Origin of the sequence: Streptomyces sp. AHU1, from assembly GCF_045343905.1 — a bacterium.
In the GTDB taxonomy this organism is placed as follows: Bacteria; Actinomycetota; Actinomycetes; order Streptomycetales; family Streptomycetaceae; genus Streptomyces; species Streptomyces triticiradicis.
Genome location: NZ_CP174283.1, coordinates 2543625 through 2560737 on the forward strand (window position 1 = coordinate 2543625; position 17113 = coordinate 2560737).

The following is a 17113-nucleotide window of genomic DNA, read 5'->3' on the forward strand; positions in this document are numbered from 1 at the left end:
ACCCAAGTGACCCTACGGCAACTTCCGACGCCCGGGGACCCGTTCACGTCCGGTATTCACCAGTTGGCCATGTACCGCCGTCCCGCATACTGGCTTCCGGTGATCAACCGGCCGGACGCGCCTGCCCAACAGGGGACACAGGGGGACGATTTGCCCTTCACTCTCAGCCACGCGGCCGCCGTGCTGCCCGCGATCCGCGGGAACGGAAACGGTCGCGGCCGACTGGTTCCCGCCGTTCTCGTGGCGGGTTCCTTCGCCCCCGACATGACCTACTACGCGGCGAGCGTGGTGCCCGGGGCGATGGAGTTCGGCACGTTCACCCACGCGTTCACCGGTGTCCTCACCGTCGATGTGCTGATCGCATGGATACTCGTGGGCGCCTGGCTGATGCTGCGCGAGCCGCTGGTGGCGCTGATGCCCGCGGCACGGCAGGGGCGCACGGCACAGCTCCTGCGCTGTGGAGCCTCGCGCGAGCCGGTGCGCGCGGCGACCGCTCTGTGGTGGTACGTCTCCGCGGTGCTCGGCGCGCTGACGCATGTCGTGTGGGACGCGTTCACCCATCACGACCGGTGGGGGGTACGGCTCTTCCCCGTCCTCGGGCGAAGCCTCGCCGGCTCGCCGCTCTACTGGTACGTCCAGTACGGCAGTTCGGCCCTCGCGGCCGTCGTGATCGCGGCCTTCGTGGTGCGCGCGCTGCGCCGCACGCCGCCCGGCCCCGCCGTCGGGGTGCCCGCACTGTCCACCGCCGACCGCCGGCTGGCCGCCGCGGTGATCGGCGGCCTCGCACTGGCCGCCGCGGTGCAGCGGGCGGTGCGCTGGTGGGCGTACTGGAAGTCCGTCGCGAAGCCGTGGGAACTCATTCCGGCGCTGTGCTTCGGCGGGGGCGCCGGTCTGGCCCTCGGCCTCTGCCTGTACGTCACGGCGGTCAGGATCTGGCGTCCCGCTCCGGCTCGTCCCGGCCCCGTGGCGGCGCGTACCGAGCCGAGCCGTCCCGCCCCTCGCTGACCGCCCCGTCGGCGGCGAGGCTCCGGAGCAGGCCGCGTCCCCGGCCGAGGCCCCGGTGCAGGGCCCGGGCGACCCGCTCGACGACGCGGGCACGGTACGGCATCGTCGGATGGTCGTACGACAGGACGATGACACGGTAGCTACGGGCCGGGCCGGTGAAGGAGCCGATGCCGTGGACGCGCCCGCCGTTGGCGGCCCGGGGCAGCCGGCCGGTCGAGATGTGTGCCCCCAGCCCGCGCGGCAGACCGGGGAACGCGTTCCGGCGCCCGCCGCCGCGGAGCCGGGTGAGCGCCCGGAGGCGGTGCGCGCCCGCCCTCAGGAACGCGCGGGTGCCGGTGACCACCGCCGTCGACCGCGCCCGGCCTCCGGCCCCGGCGCGGTCCCGGCCGTCCCTCGCGCCGTCGGGCACCGACACCAGGACCGTGCCCGGGCGCGCCGACAGGGCCGCCTGGAGGTCGCGGGACAACCGGGCTCCGAAGTCCTCGTCGCGAAAGGAACCGCCGGGCTCCGGCCGCTGGACGGTGTCCGCTCCGGCCGCGACCGCGGACGGCGGCGCGCGCAGCACCGGGACGACGACCACGGCCACCGTCGCGGTCGCGACCACCACGGTCGTGGCCATGGCCGTACGGCGGTGGAGCGTGCGTATACCCATGCCCGCATCCTTACGTCACCCTCCGGCCCGGGGCCCCTTCGCGAGAGCCACGCGGGTGACGGCCCCACGGACACGCGCCCCGGGCCGCCCGGCGCACGACCGGGGCCGGGAACGCCCGGGGGCCGCGGGTCCGGCACCTGGTGCTGCCGGCCCCACGGCCCCCGCCGAAGGCGTCGCGTCGTGTCGCCCGATGCCTAGTGCCGTGGCAGGCAATGTTTGCCCGTGAAGGAGCGGCGTCTGGTACGTGCTCTCGGCGTGCCGGCCGGAAGTCCTCGTACTGGATGTACTTGGGCTTTCGGCCGGTGCGGCGAGAGTGCGTGCCGGGCGTCGCGACGGGGCGAACGTTGCCTGTCGCGGCACTAGTGCGCCGCCGACTCCCAGTCCCGGCCCGCGCCGACGGAGACGTCCAGCGGGACGTCGAGCCGGACGGCGGACGCCATCTCGTGACGCAGCAGTTCCTCGGTCCGCTCCCGTTCCCCGGGAGCGATCTCCAGGACGATTTCGTCATGGACCTGGAGCAGCATGCGGGAGTCGAGCTTCGCCTCGCGCAGCGCCCGGTCCACGTTCAGCATCGCGATCTTGACGATGTCGGCCGCCGTGCCCTGGATGGGCGCGTTCAGAGCCATCCGCTCGGCCGCCTCGCGGCGCTGGCGGTTGTCGCTGTTGAGGTCCGGCAGATAGCGGCGGCGCCCGAAGAGCGTCGCGGTGTAGCCCGTGGCCCGGGCCTCGTCGACCGCACGGCGCAGATAGTCCCGCACCCCGCCGAAGCGCTCGAAGTACGTGTCCATCAGCGCACGGGCCTCGCCCGCCTCGATGTTCAGCTGCTGCGACAGGCCGAAGGCCGACAGTCCGTACGCGAGGCCGTACGACATCGCCTTGATCTTGCGGCGCATCTCGGCGTCGACCGCGGACCGCTCCACCGAGAACACCTGGGAGGCGACGGTGGTGTGCAGGTCCTCACCGGAGGTGAACGCCTCCAGCAGCCCCTCGTCCTCGGACAGATGGGCCATCACCCGCAGCTCGATCTGGCTGTAGTCCGCGGTCATCAGGCACTCGAAGCCCTCACCGACGACGAAGCCGCGGCGGATCGCGCGGCCCTCGTCCGTACGCACCGGGATGTTCTGCAGGTTCGGATCGGTCGACGACAGCCGGCCGGTCGCGGCCACCGTCTGGTTGAACGTCGTGTGGATACGGCCGTCCGGCGTGATCGTCTTGATCAGGCCCTCGACCGTGGAGCGCAGCTTGGCCTGCTCACGGTGACGGAGCATGATCACGGGCAGTTCGTTCTCGGTCTGCGTCGCCAGCCACGCCAGCGCGTCCGCGTCCGTCGTGTAGCCCGTCTTCGTCTTCTTCGTCTTCGGCAGGGCCAGTTCACCGAAGAGGACTTCCTGCAGCTGCTTGGGCGAACCGAGGTTGAACTCGTGTCCGGCCGCCGCGTGCGCCTCCTTCACCGCCTGCTGCACCGCGCCGGCGAACATCTGCTCCATGGCCTCCAGATGCGCCCGGTCCGCCGCGATGCCGTGCCGCTCCAGGCGGGCCAGCAGACTGGACGTGGGCAGCTCCATGTCACGCAGCAGATCCGCCGCGCCGACCTCCTGGAGCTTCTCCTCGAACGCCTCCCCCAGATCGAGGATCGTCCGGGCCTGCACCATCAGCGCGTCGGCTTCGGCCTGCTCGTCCGTACCGAACGCGAGCTGCCCGTCCGCCGCGGCGGCGGGCCCGAGCTCCCGGCCCAGGTACTCCAGGGACAGCGCGTCCAGCGCGAAGGAACGGCGGCCCGGCTTGACCAGATAGGCGGCGAGCGCCGTGTCCATGGTCACGCCCTCGATGCTCCAGCCGTGCTCGGCGAAGACCCGCATCGCGCCCTTGGCGTTGTGCATGACCTTGTGCCGCGCCGGGTCGGCGAGCCACGCGGCGAACGCGTTCTCGTCCGGCTCGTCCAGCCGCGACGGGTCGAACCAGACCGCCGGCCCCTCACCCGCCGCGAGCGCCACCTCGGTGACCGAACCCGAACCCAGCGACCACGAGTCCACCGTGGACACGCCCAGCACCCCGGCACCGTGCTCGGCGAGCCACGGCTCCAGCTCGCCCGCGCCCAGCACCGTCCCGTCGATCTCGACGCCCTCGGCCACCGGCCGCGTCTCCTCGGCCTCGCCCTCCCCCGGGTCCACGGCCAGAAGCCGCTCGCGCAGCGAGGGGTTACGGATCTCCAGCGTGTCCAGGACCATCGCCAGGGCCGTGCGGTCGTAAGCGGCCCGCTCCAGGTCCGCCACCGTCCGGGGCAGCTCGACGTCCTTGACCATCTCCGTGAGACGGCGGTTGAGCTTCACCGCCTCCAGATGGTCCCGCAGGTTCTGCCCCGCCTTGCCCTTGACCTCGTCGACCCGCTCGACCAGCTCGGCGAACGAACCGAACTGGTTGATCCACTTCGCGGCCGTCTTCTCACCCACGCCCGGGATGCCCGGCAGGTTGTCCGACGGGTCACCGCGCAGCGCCGCGAAGTCCGGATACTGCGCCGGCGTCAATCCGTACTTCTCGAAGACCTTCTCCGGAGTGAACCGGGTCAGCTCGGAGACACCCTTCGTCGGGTACAGCACCGTCGTGTGCTCCGACACCAGCTGGAAGGAGTCGCGGTCGCCCGTGACGATCAGCACCTCGAAGCCCTCGGCCTCCGCCTGCGTCGCCAGCGTCGCGATGATGTCGTCGGCCTCGAACCCGTCCACCGCGAACCGCTGCGCGCGCATCGCGTCCAGCACCTCGCCGATCAGCTCGACCTGCCCCTTGAACTCGTCCGGGGTCTTCGACCTGTTCGCCTTGTACTCGGGGAACTCCTCGGAACGCCAGGTCTTGCGCGAGACGTCGAACGCCACCGCGAAATGCGTGGGCGCCTCGTCGCGCAGCGTGTTCGCCAGCATCGACGCGAAACCATAGATGGCGTTCGTCGGCTGACCCGTCGCGGTGGTGAAGTTCTCCGCGGGCAGCGCGAAGAACGCGCGGTAGGCCAGCGAGTGCCCGTCCATGAGCATCAGGCGCGGACGGCCCGTACCTGCGGTCTTCTCGGTCTTCTTCGATGCTGTCTCTGCCACACCCCCGATCCTGCCACGGCCCGCTGACAACGCGGGCCCTCCCGGCCCGCCGCGCCCCCTCCCGCCCCGGATTCCCACAACCCACGACCACCGCCGTCGGCCACGCGTGCGAGGATCGAAGGGGTACGAACACACGCACACCGACGTGCGCACGCGAAGGGGTTCAGCGATGGCCAGCAAGCCGCCGAAAAGCGATCCGGTCCAGGACGCGCCGCAGGTAGCCGGACCCAAGCACGCCGCGGCCGGGCTGCCCGCCATCGGACACACCCTGCGCATCGCCCAGCAGCAGATGGGCGTCCGCCGCACCGCGCTCACCCTCCTGCGCGTCAACCAGAAGGACGGCTTCGACTGCCCGGGCTGCGCCTGGCCCGAACCCGAGCACCGGCACACCGCGGAGTTCTGCGAGAACGGCGCCAAGGCCGTCGCCGAGGAAGCCACCCTGCGCCGGGTGACCCCGGACTTCTTCGCCGCGCACCCCGTCTCCGACCTCGCCGGCCGCAGCGGCTACTGGCTCGGCCAGCAGGGCCGCCTCACCCACCCCATGTACCTCCCCGAGGGCGCCGACCACTACCAGCCCATCGGCTGGGACCGCGCCTTCGACATCGTCGCCGAGGAACTCGCCGCGCTCGGCTCCCCCGACGAGGCCCTCTTCTACACCTCGGGCCGCACCAGCAACGAGGCCGCGTTCCTCTACCAGCTCTTCGCCCGCGAACTCGGCACGAACAACCTCCCCGACTGCTCGAACATGTGCCACGAGTCGTCCGGCTCCGCGCTCAACGAGACCATCGGCATCGGCAAGGGCAGCGTCCTGCTGGAGGACCTCTACAAGGCGGATCTGATCATCGTCGCCGGGCAGAACCCCGGCACGAACCACCCGCGCATGCTCTCCGCCCTGGAGAAGGCCAAGGCCGGCGGCGCGAGGATCATCACCGTCAACCCGCTGCCCGAAGCGGGCATGGAACGCTTCAAGAACCCGCAGACCCCCCAGGGCATGGTCAAGGGCGCCGCCCTCACCGACCTCTTCCTCCAGATCCGCATCGGCGGCGACCAGGCCCTCTTCCGCCTGCTGAACAAGCTGATCCTCGACACCGAGGGCGCCGTCGACGAGGCGTTCGTCGCCGAACACACCCACGGATACGAGGCCTTCGCCGAAGCCGCCCGCGCCGCCGACTGGGACGAGACCCTCACCGCGACCGGCCTCACCCGCGACAGCATCGACGAGGCCCTGAGGATGGTCCTCGCCTCGAAGCGCACCATCGTGTGCTGGGCCATGGGCCTCACCCAGCACAAGCACTCCGTCCCCACCATCCGCGAAGTCGTCAACTTCCTGCTGCTGCGCGGCAACATCGGCCGCCCCGGTGCCGGTGTCTGCCCCGTCCGCGGCCACTCCAATGTCCAGGGCGACCGCACCATGGGCATCTTCGAACGCCCCGCCCCCGCCTTCCTCGACGCCCTGGAGAAGGAGTTCGGCTTCAAACCGCCCCGCGAACACGGCTACGACGTCGTCCAGGCCATCCGCGCCCTGCGCGACGGCGACGCCAAGGTCTTCTTCGCCATGGGCGGCAACTTCGTCTCCGCCTCCCCCGACACCGACGTCACCGAGGCGGCCATGCGGCGCGCCCGGCTCACCGTGCACGTCTCCACCAAGCTCAACCGCTCGCACGCCGTCACCGGCGCACGCGCCCTCATCCTGCCCACCCTCGGACGCACCGAACGCGACCTCCAGGACAGCGGCGAACAGTTCGTCACCGTCGAGGACTCCATGGGCATGGTGCACGCCTCACGCGGCCGCCTGGAACCCGCGAGCCCCCACCTGCTGTCCGAACCCGCCATCGTCGCCCGCCTCGCCCGCGCGGTCCTCGGCGAGGCCAGCACCACCCCCTGGGAAGAGTTCGAGAAGGACTACGCGACCATCCGCGACCGCATCGCCCGCGTGATCCCCGGCTTCCACGACTTCAACGCGCGCGTGGCCGACCCCGCCGGCTTCACCCTCCCCCACGCCCCCCGCGACGAACGCCGCTTCCCGACGGCCACCGGCAAGGCCAACTTCACCGCCGCGCCCGTCGAACACCCCGAACTCCCCGAAGGCCGCCTGCTCCTGCAGACCCTGCGCTCCCACGACCAGTACAACACCACCATCTACGGACTCGACGACCGATACCGGGGCATCAGGAACGGCCGCCGCGTCGTCCTCGTCAACCCCGACGACGCCCGCGAACTGAAGATCGCCGACGGCTCCTACGTCGACCTCGTCGGCGAGTGGAAGGACGGCGTCGAACGGCGCGCGCCCGGCTTCCGCGTCGTGCACTACCCCACCGCCCGCGGCTGCGCCGCCGCCTACTACCCCGAGACCAACGTCCTGGTCCCCCTCGACTCGACCGCCGACACCAGCAACACCCCCGCCAGCAAATCCGTGGTCGTCCGTCTGGAACAATCGGCAGCCGACTGAGCGTTCGCTCAGCAGGGGGAATCCACGACGAAGTGGTCCACGACGAACGGAGCCGGGCCCGATGGGCGAACAGCACACCCCGAAGTTCCCGCAAGGGGTCATCGACGAGTACGCCGCACTCGGCGTCGACCTGCCCGCGCTCTTCTCCGCGGGCCACCTCGGCAACCGCATGGGCGTCCAGATCATCGAGGCCTCCGCGGACCGCGTCGTGGGCACCATGCCCGTCGAGGGCAACACCCAGCCCTACGGCCTGCTGCACGGAGGGGCCTCCGCCGTCCTCGCCGAGACCATCGGCTCCGTCGGCGCCATGCTCCACGGCGGCAGCACCAAGATCGCCGTCGGCGTCGACCTGAACTGCACCCACCACCGCGGCGTCCGCTCCGGCCTCGTCACCGGCGTCGCCACCCCCGTCCACCGCGGACGCACCTCGGCGACGTACGAGATCGCCATCACCGGCGAGGACGGCAAGCGCGTCTGCAGCGCCCGCCTCACCTGCATCCTCAAGGACGCGCCCCAGAGCTGACACCGGGGAGCGCCCCGGAGCCCCCGGGCGCTCCGGGCTTCCGGGGCGCGCTCCGGGACCCCCAGGGGCTCCGGAGCGGCCGGGAGCCTCGAGCCGGCCGGGAGCTTCGGGGCGGCCCGGGACGCCCAGGACGCACGGATCGCCCGGGGCCCGCGGATCCCCGTGGCTCTCCGGGGCTCTCCGGGACGGGCGGGTCACGCCGGACCCGCCGGGGCGCACGAGCGATCGCCCCCTGATCCACCGGGCCCTCCCGGACGCCCGCACCGCGAAAGTGCTCGCCGGACCGCCGGAGCCCACCGGCGCCCGCACCCGCGCCGGGCACACCGAGGGGCCGCTCCCGCCCCCAAGGACCTCCGCGCCCTCCTCCGCTCCTCCTGGCGTTCCCTGGCGGGAAAGGTGCCTCCCGGACCCCCTCCCCGGGTTCGCCCGAGGGTTCCGCACGGCCCTCGCGGACCGGGAAGCCCCGGCCGACAGGGAGCCGCGCCGGGCGGCGACGGGCGCGGGCGCCTTCCGGGCACCAGGCCCTCCGGAGGCCCGAACTCCCGCTCCGTACAGATCTGTTGGCGGGCACACTCCCCGGACCGGGCCGAGACACCCGGGCCACCGACGCCCGGCCCCGCGCTCCCGGTACCCACCGGACCGCGCCCCCGGCCGCACCCGCCCCCGGCCCTCGTCGCGATCGCAACCGGCGTCCCCGCCACCCCGCGCCCCGCTCCGCCCCAGGCACCGCCCGCCATCGGCGGCACCACCACAGCCCGTACCAACAGTCCCGGACACGCGGCCACTTGCTTCCGCTTCACGGTCGGCGCGGCCACCCGCGGGGCCGCCACCGCCCGCCAAGTAGGCTCCGGGACGCCCGAGTTGAGCGCGGCACCCGACCTCCGCTGCCACTGTCAGTGAAGGCCGGACACCCCCGCCTCATCGCCTTGCGCGACACCGTATACAACCGCGCCGCCCCACCCCCCGCCGCCGAGGCCCCCCACCCCGGCCCGCTCCTCCGCGGTGACGACGCACAGCAACCGCAAAGCCTCACTTCGGCGGCCCCGGGCCGCACGTCCCCGGGCCCCGTCCGCACGCACCCGGCTTCCCCAACAGGCCCGTCCCCACACCCACTTCGCCCGGCCGGCACACCGGCGACCGCCTCATACGGCGGTAACGGTGGGTTACCTCTGCCGCAATAAAGCAATCCCCGCGCCACGGGCCGCACCGCACCACGCCCCCGACGGCGTCCCGGACCACCACCGGGCGCCCGGGTTCCGGTATCCGCCATCAACCCGGATCAGCGCGTTCTCACCATGCGAACACACAACCGTCCGCGGACCGCACGTCGAAATGCTCCGATCGTCCGCCCCGCGCCCCGCGAGGAGCCCCCCGGATAACAAGAGCGTCACAGCCTTCCCCGCGCTCCTCCCCACCCCCCCGACCTGCGCCTATAGTCACGGCCAGTCACCGCGCCGCCGGGCGCGTAACTGCACGGCCCTGCTTCATCCAGTACGGCCCGGCGAGAAACACGGCCCCCACCCTGGGGTGCCGCGCCAGGGAGAGGATTCAACGTGCGACAGCGTTCCATGGTCATACTCACCGCCGTGCTCACGACAGGAGCACTCACGCTGACCGCCTGCGGCTCGCGCGACGACAGCGGCGACAGCAAGGACAGCGGCAAGAAGACCGAGATCATCATCGGCGTTGACGCCCCGCTGACCGGCCAGAACTCGGCCACCGGCCTCGGCATCCAGGGCGGCGTCCAGATCGCCGTCGACGACGCCAACAAGAACAACACCGTTCCCGGTGTGACCTTCAAGGTCAAGGCGCTCGACGACAAGGCCATCCCGGCCTCCGGCCAGGCCAACGCCACCCAGTTCGTCCAGGACGACAAGGTCCTCGGCGTCGTCGGCCCGCTGAACTCCGGCGTCGCCACCCAGATGCAGCAGGTCTTCGCCACCGCCGGTCTCGTCGAGATCTCCCCCTCCAACACCGCCCCCGAGCTCACCCAGGGCAAGAACTGGCAGACCTCCAAGTCCCGCCCGTTCAAGACCTACTTCCGCACCGCCACCACCGACGCCCTCCAGGGCGGCTTCGCGGCCGACTACGCGTACAACACGCTGAAGAAGCGCAAGGTGTACGTCGTCGACGACAAGCAGACCTACGGCGCCGGCCTGGCCAAGCTCTTCAAGGCCGGCTTCACCAAGGCCGGCGGCAAGCTCGCGGGCGAGGACCACGTCAACACCGGCGACACGGACTTCAACGCCCTCGTCACCAAGATCAAGAACTCCAAGGCCGACCTCGTCTACTACGGCGGCCAGTACGACGAGTCCGAGAAGCTCACCAAGCAGCTCAAGGACGGCGGCGTCAAGGTCCCGCTGTTCGGCGGTGACGGCATGTTCTCCGACACCTACATCCAGACCGCCGGCGACGCCTCGAAGGGTGACCTGGTCACCTCGGTCGGCCAGCCCGTCGACTCCCTGCCCTCCGCCGCCGACTTCATCAAGAAGTACAAGGCCTCCGGCCTCAAGGGCGACTACGGCACCTACGGCGGTTACTCCTACGACGCCGCCACGGCCATCATCAAGGCCATCGGCAACGTCGTGAAGGACGGCAAGATCCCGGACGGCGCCCGCGCCAAGATCGTCGACGAGGTCCAGAAGACCAAGTTCGACGGCATCGCCGGCCCCGTCTCCTTCGACGAGTACGGCGACACCACCAACAAGCAGCTCACCGTCTACCAGGTCGTCGACGGCAAGTGGAAGGCCGTCAAGAGCGGCACGTTCACCGGCTGACCAGCAACACCCGGGCCACTCCGGTGGATCGGTCCACAACCAGGCGACGGCGCCCCGAGCGGCGCCGTGCGCCCGGTCCGATCCACCGGTCAGGCCCTCTGCACAACCTCAGGGCCGCGCGGCCACGACCACACGTCACCGCGCGGCCCGATCCATACGCCCTGCTCAACTCTCCCCACCACATGGAGGCCACGCGGTGAACACCCTGCCGCAGCAGCTGGCCAACGGGCTGTTCCTCGGCTCGATGTACGGGCTGATCGCCATCGGCTACACGATGGTGTACGGCATCGTCCAGCTCATCAACTTCGCCCACGGCGAGATCTTCATGACCGGCGGCTTCGGCGCACTCTCGGTCTACCTTTACGTTCTGCCAAACGGCACATCCATGTGGATCGCCCTCCCGGCGATGCTGATCGGCGGCGGAATCGTCTCCGTCCTCATCGCCGTCGGGGCCGAACGCTTCGCCTACCGCCCCCTGCGCGGAGCGCCACGCCTCGCCCCCCTCATCACCGCCATCGGTCTGTCCCTGGCCCTCCAGCAGATCGTCTTCAACACCTACCCCGACGCCAAGACCGACCTGAAGTTCCCCCAGCTTCCCTTCGGCCCCTGGCACATCGGCTCCGTCAGCATCCAGAGCGGCTCGGTCTTCGTCATCGTCGCCGCCCCCCTGTGCATGGCGGCCCTCGCCCTCTTCGTCAGCCTCTCCCGCACCGGCCGCGCCATGCAGGCCACCGCGCAGGACCCTGACACCGCGCAGCTCATGGGCATCGACACCAACCGCATCATCGTCATCGCCTTCGCCATCGGCGGCTTCTTCGCCGCCGTCGCGGCCGTCGCCTACGGCCTGCGCTACGGCACCGTCAAGTACGACATGGGCTTCCAGATGGGCCTCAAGGCCTTCACCGCGGCCGTCCTCGGCGGCATCGGCAACATCTACGGCGCCATGATCGGCGGCCTCGTCCTCGGCCTCGCCGAGACCCTGGCCACCAGCTACATCGACGGCATCCCCGGCATGGAGCAGCTCGGCGGCGGCGGCTGGTCCTCCGTCTGGGCCTTCGTACTCCTCATCCTCGTACTGCTGTTCAGGCCGCAGGGCCTCGTCGGCGAACGCGTCGCGGACAGGGCGTGAGCACCATGGCAACCACCGAGACCACCACCCCCGAGCGCGGCCTGATCGCGCTCCCCGAGAGCGCGGCCCGCGTCCTCATCGCGATCGGCGCCGTCGCCACCATCGCCAGCACCTTCATGTCCTGGACCTACACGTCCGAGTTCCCCGGGGACCTCACCTACTACGGCTCCCCGGCCGGACTCCAGGTCCTCGACATCGTCGCCGGCGCCCTCACCCTCCTCTTCGCCCTGACCCTCTGGAACGTCCGCGGCCTCGGCTGGCTCAACCCGGCGGGCGCCACCCAGCCCGTCGTCCTCGCCGCCACCTCCGCGTTCGCCGTCAGCTGGTTCAGCGCCATCGCCATCGCCGTCGACCTCAAGGGCATCATCGCGCTCGACCCCGGCGCCTACCTCGCCGCCGTCGGCTCCCTCGTCGCCCTCCTCGGCACCCTGGCGCTCCCCAAGCCCGGTGACACCCTCAAGGACTACGTCACCAAGCCCGAACTCATCCCGCCGGCCGCCAAGCTGCCCGGCTGGGGCGAGCGTCTCGTCGTCACCGGCGCCACCGCCGTGGCACTGATCGTCTTCAACTACGGCATCGGCGTCGACCCCGACGCAAGCGAAACGTTCCTGGGCTACCTGCTCCTCGTCGTCTTCGGCGCCTGGGCCCTGCTCACCGCCGGACTCTTCGACCGCTTCGCGCAGCTCAACGCCCGCCACAAGGGCTTCGCCACCAGCATGGCCTTCCTCGCCGCGGCGGCCTTCCCGTTCCTCGCGAACAACGAACACAACTCCAACCTCGGCGTCAACATCCTCGTCGTCGCCACCGTCGCCCTCGGCCTCAACATCGTCGTCGGCCTCACCGGACTCCTCGACCTCGGATACGTCGCCTTCCTCGGCGTCGGCGCCTACGCCGCCGCCCTCGTCTCCGGCTCCGAGTTCTCCCGCTTCGCCGGCGTCCAGTTCCCCTTCTGGGCCGCCATGCTCACCGGTATGGCCGCGTCGCTCGTCTTCGGCGTCCTCATCGGTGCCCCGACCCTGCGACTGCGCGGCGACTACCTCGCCATCGTGACCCTGGGCTTCGGAGAGATCTTCCGCATCGCCGTCAACAACATGGACGGCACCTCCGGCCCCAACCTCACCAACGGCCCCAACGGCATCTCCATGATCCCGGACCTCGACATCTTCGGGTTCAACTTCGGAGCCGAGCACAACATCCTCGGCTTCCCCCTCGGCCGGTTCGCGAACTACTTCCTGCTGATGCTCCTCATCACCGCAGTCGTGGTCGTGGTCTTCAACCGCGCCGCCGACTCCCGCATCGGCCGCTCCTGGATCGCCATCCGCGAGGACGAGACCGCCGCCACCGCCATGGGCATCAACGGCTTCCGCGTCAAGCTCATCGCCTTCGCCCTGGGCGCCTCCCTCGCCGGCCTCGCCGGCACCGTCAGCGCCCACGTCGGCTACAGCGTCAACCCGGCGCCGTACCAGTTCGCCGGCTCCGTGCCCCCGAACTCCGCCTTCCTCCTCGCGGCGGTCGTCCTCGGCGGCATGGGCACCGTCAACGGACCCATCCTCGGCGCCACCCTGCTCTACCTCCTCCCCGAGAAGCTCAGCTTCCTCAAGGAGTACGAGCTCCTCGCCTTCGGCGTCGCGCTCATCATCCTCATGCGCTTCCGCCCCGAAGGCATCATCGCCAACCGCCGCCGCCAGCTCGAGTTCCACGAGAGCGACGACAGCGACAAGGCCGTCCACATCCCCGAACAAGGCCTGCCCGACTCCACCGTCGGCGTCACCAAGGCAGGGGCGTAACCAACATGACCACCACCACAGCCCCCAGCCCCGTCCTCGAAGCCACCGGCGTCACCATGCGCTTCGGCGGCCTCACCGCGGTCCGCAACGTCGACCTCACCGTCAACGCCGGAGAGATCGTCGGCCTCATCGGCCCCAACGGCGCGGGCAAGACCACCTTCTTCAACTGCCTCACCGGCCTCTACGTCCCCACCGAGGGCAAAGTCGCCTACAAGGGCACCGTGCTGCCGCCCAAGCCGCACCTCGTCACCAGCGCCGGCATCGCCCGCACCTTCCAGAACATCCGGCTCTTCGCCAACATGACCGTCCTGGAGAACGTGCTCGTCGGACGCCACACCCGCACCAAGGAAGGCCTCTGGTCGGCCCTCCTGCGCGGCCCCGGCTTCCGCAAGGCCGAAGCCGAGTCCCGCGAACGCGCCATGGAACTGCTGGAGTTCATCGGCCTCGACCACAAGGCCGACCACCTCTCCCGCAACCTCCCCTACGGCGAGCAGCGCAAGCTGGAGATCGCCCGCGCCATGGCCAGCGAGCCGGGCCTGCTCCTCCTGGACGAGCCCACCGCCGGCATGAACCCGCAGGAAACCCGCGCGACCGAAGAACTCGTCTTCGCCATCCGCGACCGCGGCATCGCCGTGCTCGTCATCGAGCACGACATGCGCTTCATCTTCAACCTGTCCGACCGCGTGGCCTGCCTCGTCCAGGGCGAGAAGCTCGTCGAAGGCACCTCCGACGTCGTCCAGGGCGACGAGCGCGTCATCGCCGCCTACCTCGGCACCCCGTTCGAGGGCGCCCCCGGCACGGAGGAACTCGCCGAGGTCGAGGCCGCCGAGGCGGCTGGAACCACGGCGGCCCCGGCCGAGACCGAGGAAGCCGCCGACACCCCGGCCGACGACGCGGCGGAAGCCCCCGCGGCCGAGGAAGCCGAGGAGACGTCCGCCGCCCCCGAGGCGAGCGACGACTCCGACGCCCCGGAAGCCTCCGAGGCCGCCGAGGAGACCGAGGACGCCACCCCGTCGGACGACTCCGACGCACCCGCCGCGTCCGACGACTCCGACGCGCAGGGCAGCACCACCAAGGAAGGAACCGCCCAGTGACCGCACTGCTCGAGGTCGAAGACCTCAAGGTCGCCTACGGCAAGATCGAAGCCGTCAAGGGCATCTCCTTCACCGTCGAAGCCGGCCAGATCGTCACCCTCATCGGCACCAACGGCGCCGGCAAGACGACGACCCTGCGCACCCTCTCCGGGCTCCTCAAGCCCAGCGGAGGCCGCATCCTCTTCGACGGCCAGCCCCTCGCCAACATCCCCGCCCACAAGATCGTCTCCCTCGGACTCGCGCACTCCCCCGAGGGACGCCACATCTTCCCGCGCCTCACCATCGCGGAGAACCTCCAGCTCGGAGCGTTCCTCCGCAGCGACAAGGCGGGCATCGAGAAGGACATCCAGCGCGCCTACGACCTCTTCCCCATCCTGGGAGAGCGCCGTAAGCAGGCCGCCGGCACCCTCTCGGGCGGCGAGCAGCAGATGCTCGCCATGGGACGCGCCCTCATGTCCCAGCCCAAACTGCTCATGCTCGACGAACCCTCCATGGGCCTCTCGCCGATCATGATGCAGAAGATCCTCGCCACCGTCGCCGAACTCAAGGCGGACGGCATGACCATCCTGCTCGTCGAGCAGAACGCCCAGGCGGCGCTCTCGCTGGCCGACCAGGCCCACGTCATGGAGGTCGGCAGCATCGTCCTCTCCGGCACCGGCCAGGACCTCCTCCACGACGAGTCCGTCCGCAAGGCCTACCTCGGCGAGGACTGATCCTCCCGCGACCCCGGTCGCACGAAGAGGCCCGCACCTCCGTCAGGGGTGCGGGCCTCTTCCGTCCGCCGCGACCACGCGCGGACCAAGCTCTTCGGCGGCGTCCTCCAGGGCTGCGGCCCAGCCGGACTAGCCCTTCGCCGCCTTCTTCTCCGCGGCGTCCTCAATGACCGCCTCGGCCACCTGCTGCATCGACATACGACGGTCCATCGACGTCTTCTGGATCCACCGGAAGGCCGCCGGCTCCGTCAGCCCGTACTCCGTCTGCAGCACCGACTTGGCGCGGTCCACCAGCTTCCGCGTCTCCAGGCGCTGCGTGAGGTCCGCGATCTCACCCTCCAGCGCCTTCAGCTCCGCGAACCGCGACACCGCCATCTCGATCGCCGGCACCACGTCGCTCTTGCTGAACGGCTTCACCAGGTACGCCATCGCACCCGCGTCACGCGCGCGCTCGACGAGGTCGCGCTGCGAGAACGCGGTCAGCATCAGCACCGGGGCGATCGACTCCTCGGCGATCTTCTCCGCCGCCGAGATGCCGTCCAGCTTCGGCATCTTCACGTCGAGGATCACCAGGTCGGGCTTGTGCTCCCGGGCCAGCTCGACGGCCTGCTCACCGTCGCCGGCCTCGCCCACGACGCTGTAGCCCTCCTCCTCCAGCATCTCTTTGAGGTCGAGGCGGATCAGCGCCTCGTCCTCGGCGATGACGACACGGGTCGTCAGCGGAGGCACGTGCGACTTGTCGTCGTCGGGCGCGTCTACGGGCTGGGGCGACTCGGGGGCGGTCACGGGGGCTCCTCGTTGCGGGCCGGGCAGGTAGTGCTGCTTAAGAAGACTACCTAGCGGCGGCGGGCAGCGATGACCCGGTATGCTTCCGCAGAGTCGGTCACGCCGGGTTGGCGCAACTGGTTGACGCGGAGGTCTCAAACACCTCTGTCCGCAAGGACGTGTGGGTTCGAATCCCATACCCGGCACAGTTCACCGCAAAGCGGAGGTTCACGTTCTCGTGAACCTCCGCTTTTTGCTGCACACGGCGACGATCAGTGACGCACGGTGTTCACATGAACACGCATGGAACTGAAGTACGACAGAAGGTCCTCACCCTGCTCCGCGACGGAGCCAAGAACACCGACGTGGCGCGACGATTCGGCGTCCCACCAGGAACGGTCAGCTACTGGAAGCACGTGGACCGAGTGAAGCGCGGCGAGCCGGTCACCGTTCGTCCGTCGCTTCTCTGCCCGCGGTGCGACGACCGCGACCTCGACCAGGCCTCGTACAGCTATCTCCTCGGTCTGTATCTGGGCGACGGGCACATCAGCCACTACGCGAAGCACAAAGTGCCCAGCCTCATGATCACCCTTGACGACACCTGGCCAGGAATTCAGGACAGCGCGGAGCACGCCCTGCGAACCGTGTTCCCCCACAACAACACGTGCCGCGTGCGGAGCAAGGGCGCGCACAACATCAAGGTGTACTTCAAGCACCTCACCTGCCTGTTCCCCCAGCACGGCCCCGGCAAGAAGCACGAGCGCCTGATCGCACTCGAATCCTGGCAGCAGGAGATCGTCGACGCCCACCCCTGGGACTTCGTCCGGGGGCTGATCCACTCCGACGGGTGTCGCATCACCAACTGGACCACCCGCGTCGTCGGCGGGGAGCGCAAGCGCTACGAGTACCCCCGGTACTTCTTCACCAACGTCTCCGACGACATCAGGCAATTGTTCACCGACACCCTGGACGGACTCGGCATCGGATGGACGCACTGCACTCGCCACGGGAACCCGTACAACATCTCGGTCGCCAAGAAGGCCTCCGTGGCCCTCCTGGACGCCCATGTGGGCCCCAAGTACTGACCGGCGGCCGGAGTGGGCCGCCGGCCCGGCAGGGGCCCGTCAGGAGGC

General features: G+C 70.4%; 12 protein-coding genes and 1 tRNA gene. 10 read left to right on the top strand and 3 right to left on the bottom strand.

Features of this window, described 5'->3' with window-relative positions:
* Positions 1-150: 150 nt before the first annotated feature.
* A complete protein-coding gene (locus tag ACICHK_RS11630; protein WP_406836838.1) occupies positions 151-1005 on the top strand; it encodes a DUF4184 family protein in 855 nt (284 codons plus the stop codon).
* On the opposite strand, the gene ACICHK_RS11635 is transcribed toward ACICHK_RS11630, so the two are convergent.
* Together ACICHK_RS11635 and polA are read right to left on the bottom strand one after the other, a co-directional pair.
* Positions 926-1657: a hypothetical protein gene (locus ACICHK_RS11635; RefSeq protein ID WP_406836839.1), complete on the bottom strand. Its 732-nt coding sequence runs from the start codon at positions 1655-1657 to the stop codon at positions 926-928. The two genes, ACICHK_RS11630 and ACICHK_RS11635, sit on opposite strands and share 80 nt — an antisense overlap.
* Before the next feature lie 359 nt (positions 1658-2016).
* Positions 2017-4743: a DNA polymerase I gene (polA, locus tag ACICHK_RS11640; protein ID WP_406836840.1), complete on the bottom strand. Its 2727-nt coding sequence runs from the start codon at positions 4741-4743 to the stop codon at positions 2017-2019.
* A gap of 169 nt (positions 4744-4912) precedes the next feature.
* Here polA and ACICHK_RS11645 point away from each other — a divergent pair, with 169 nt between their 5' ends.
* From ACICHK_RS11645 to ACICHK_RS11675, 7 genes are all read left to right on the top strand, one after another.
* The gene (locus ACICHK_RS11645) at positions 4913-7192 is read left to right on the top strand and encodes an FdhF/YdeP family oxidoreductase (protein ID WP_406836841.1); all 2280 of its coding nucleotides are present in this window, start codon (positions 4913-4915) and stop codon (positions 7190-7192) included.
* A 61-nt stretch (positions 7193-7253) separates the two neighbouring features.
* Entirely contained in the window at positions 7254-7715 is a 462-nt protein-coding gene (locus ACICHK_RS11650; RefSeq protein ID WP_103549911.1) for a PaaI family thioesterase, read from the top strand.
* A 1568-nt stretch (positions 7716-9283) separates the two neighbouring features.
* Entirely contained in the window at positions 9284-10492 is a 1209-nt protein-coding gene (locus ACICHK_RS11655) for a branched-chain amino acid ABC transporter substrate-binding protein (protein ID WP_151474081.1), read from the top strand.
* Positions 10493-10688: 196 nt separating this feature from the next.
* Positions 10689-11621, top strand: coding sequence for a branched-chain amino acid ABC transporter permease (locus ACICHK_RS11660; protein WP_103549913.1), 933 nt, complete (start codon positions 10689-10691; stop codon positions 11619-11621).
* Positions 11622-11626: 5 nt separating this feature from the next.
* Positions 11627-13408, top strand: a complete 1782-nt coding sequence (locus ACICHK_RS11665) for a branched-chain amino acid ABC transporter permease (RefSeq protein ID WP_151474082.1) — start codon at positions 11627-11629, stop codon at positions 13406-13408.
* Positions 13409-13413: 5 nt separating this feature from the next.
* Positions 13414-14502, top strand: coding sequence for an ABC transporter ATP-binding protein (locus tag ACICHK_RS11670; RefSeq protein WP_406836842.1), 1089 nt, complete (start codon positions 13414-13416; stop codon positions 14500-14502).
* Positions 14499-15215 (top strand): ABC transporter ATP-binding protein, encoded by a 717-nt coding sequence (locus ACICHK_RS11675; RefSeq protein WP_151474078.1) that lies wholly within the window; start codon positions 14499-14501, stop codon positions 15213-15215. The genes ACICHK_RS11670 and ACICHK_RS11675 overlap by 4 nt, the downstream gene beginning before the upstream one ends.
* A 129-nt stretch (positions 15216-15344) precedes the next feature.
* Here the strand turns inward: ACICHK_RS11675 and ACICHK_RS11680 are convergent, their stop codons facing one another.
* Positions 15345-16001: an ANTAR domain-containing response regulator gene (locus ACICHK_RS11680; RefSeq protein WP_103549916.1), complete on the bottom strand. Its 657-nt coding sequence runs from the start codon at positions 15999-16001 to the stop codon at positions 15345-15347.
* A 101-nt stretch (positions 16002-16102) separates the two neighbouring features.
* Between ACICHK_RS11680 and ACICHK_RS11685 the strand changes: the two genes are divergently transcribed.
* A tRNA-Leu gene (locus tag ACICHK_RS11685) sits at positions 16103-16186 on the top strand.
* A gap of 87 nt (positions 16187-16273) precedes the next feature.
* On the top strand, positions 16274-17065 hold the full coding sequence (locus tag ACICHK_RS11690; RefSeq protein WP_406836843.1) for a helix-turn-helix domain-containing protein: 792 nt from the start codon (positions 16274-16276) through the stop codon (positions 17063-17065).
* The last annotated feature ends 48 nt before the right edge of the window (positions 17066-17113 follow it).

Bases quoted from the DNA above. Each gene is read 5' to 3' on its own strand.
- ACICHK_RS11665 (WP_151474082.1), top strand. From the start codon at position 11,627: ATGGCAACCACCGAGACCACCACCCCCGAGCGCGGCCTGATCGCGCTC.
- ACICHK_RS11650 (WP_103549911.1), top strand. From the start codon at position 7,254: ATGGGCGAACAGCACACCCCGAAGTTCCCGCAAGGGGTCATCGACGAG.
- ACICHK_RS11645 (WP_406836841.1), top strand. From the start codon at position 4,913: ATGGCCAGCAAGCCGCCGAAAAGCGATCCGGTCCAGGACGCGCCGCAG.
- ACICHK_RS11670 (WP_406836842.1), top strand. From the start codon at position 13,414: ATGACCACCACCACAGCCCCCAGCCCCGTCCTCGAAGCCACCGGCGTC.
- ACICHK_RS11690 (WP_406836843.1), top strand. From the start codon at position 16,274: ATGAACACGCATGGAACTGAAGTACGACAGAAGGTCCTCACCCTGCTC.
- ACICHK_RS11635 (WP_406836839.1), bottom strand. From the start codon at position 1,657: ATGGGTATACGCACGCTCCACCGCCGTACGGCCATGGCCACGACCGTG.
- ACICHK_RS11655 (WP_151474081.1), top strand. From the start codon at position 9,284: ATGGTCATACTCACCGCCGTGCTCACGACAGGAGCACTCACGCTGACC.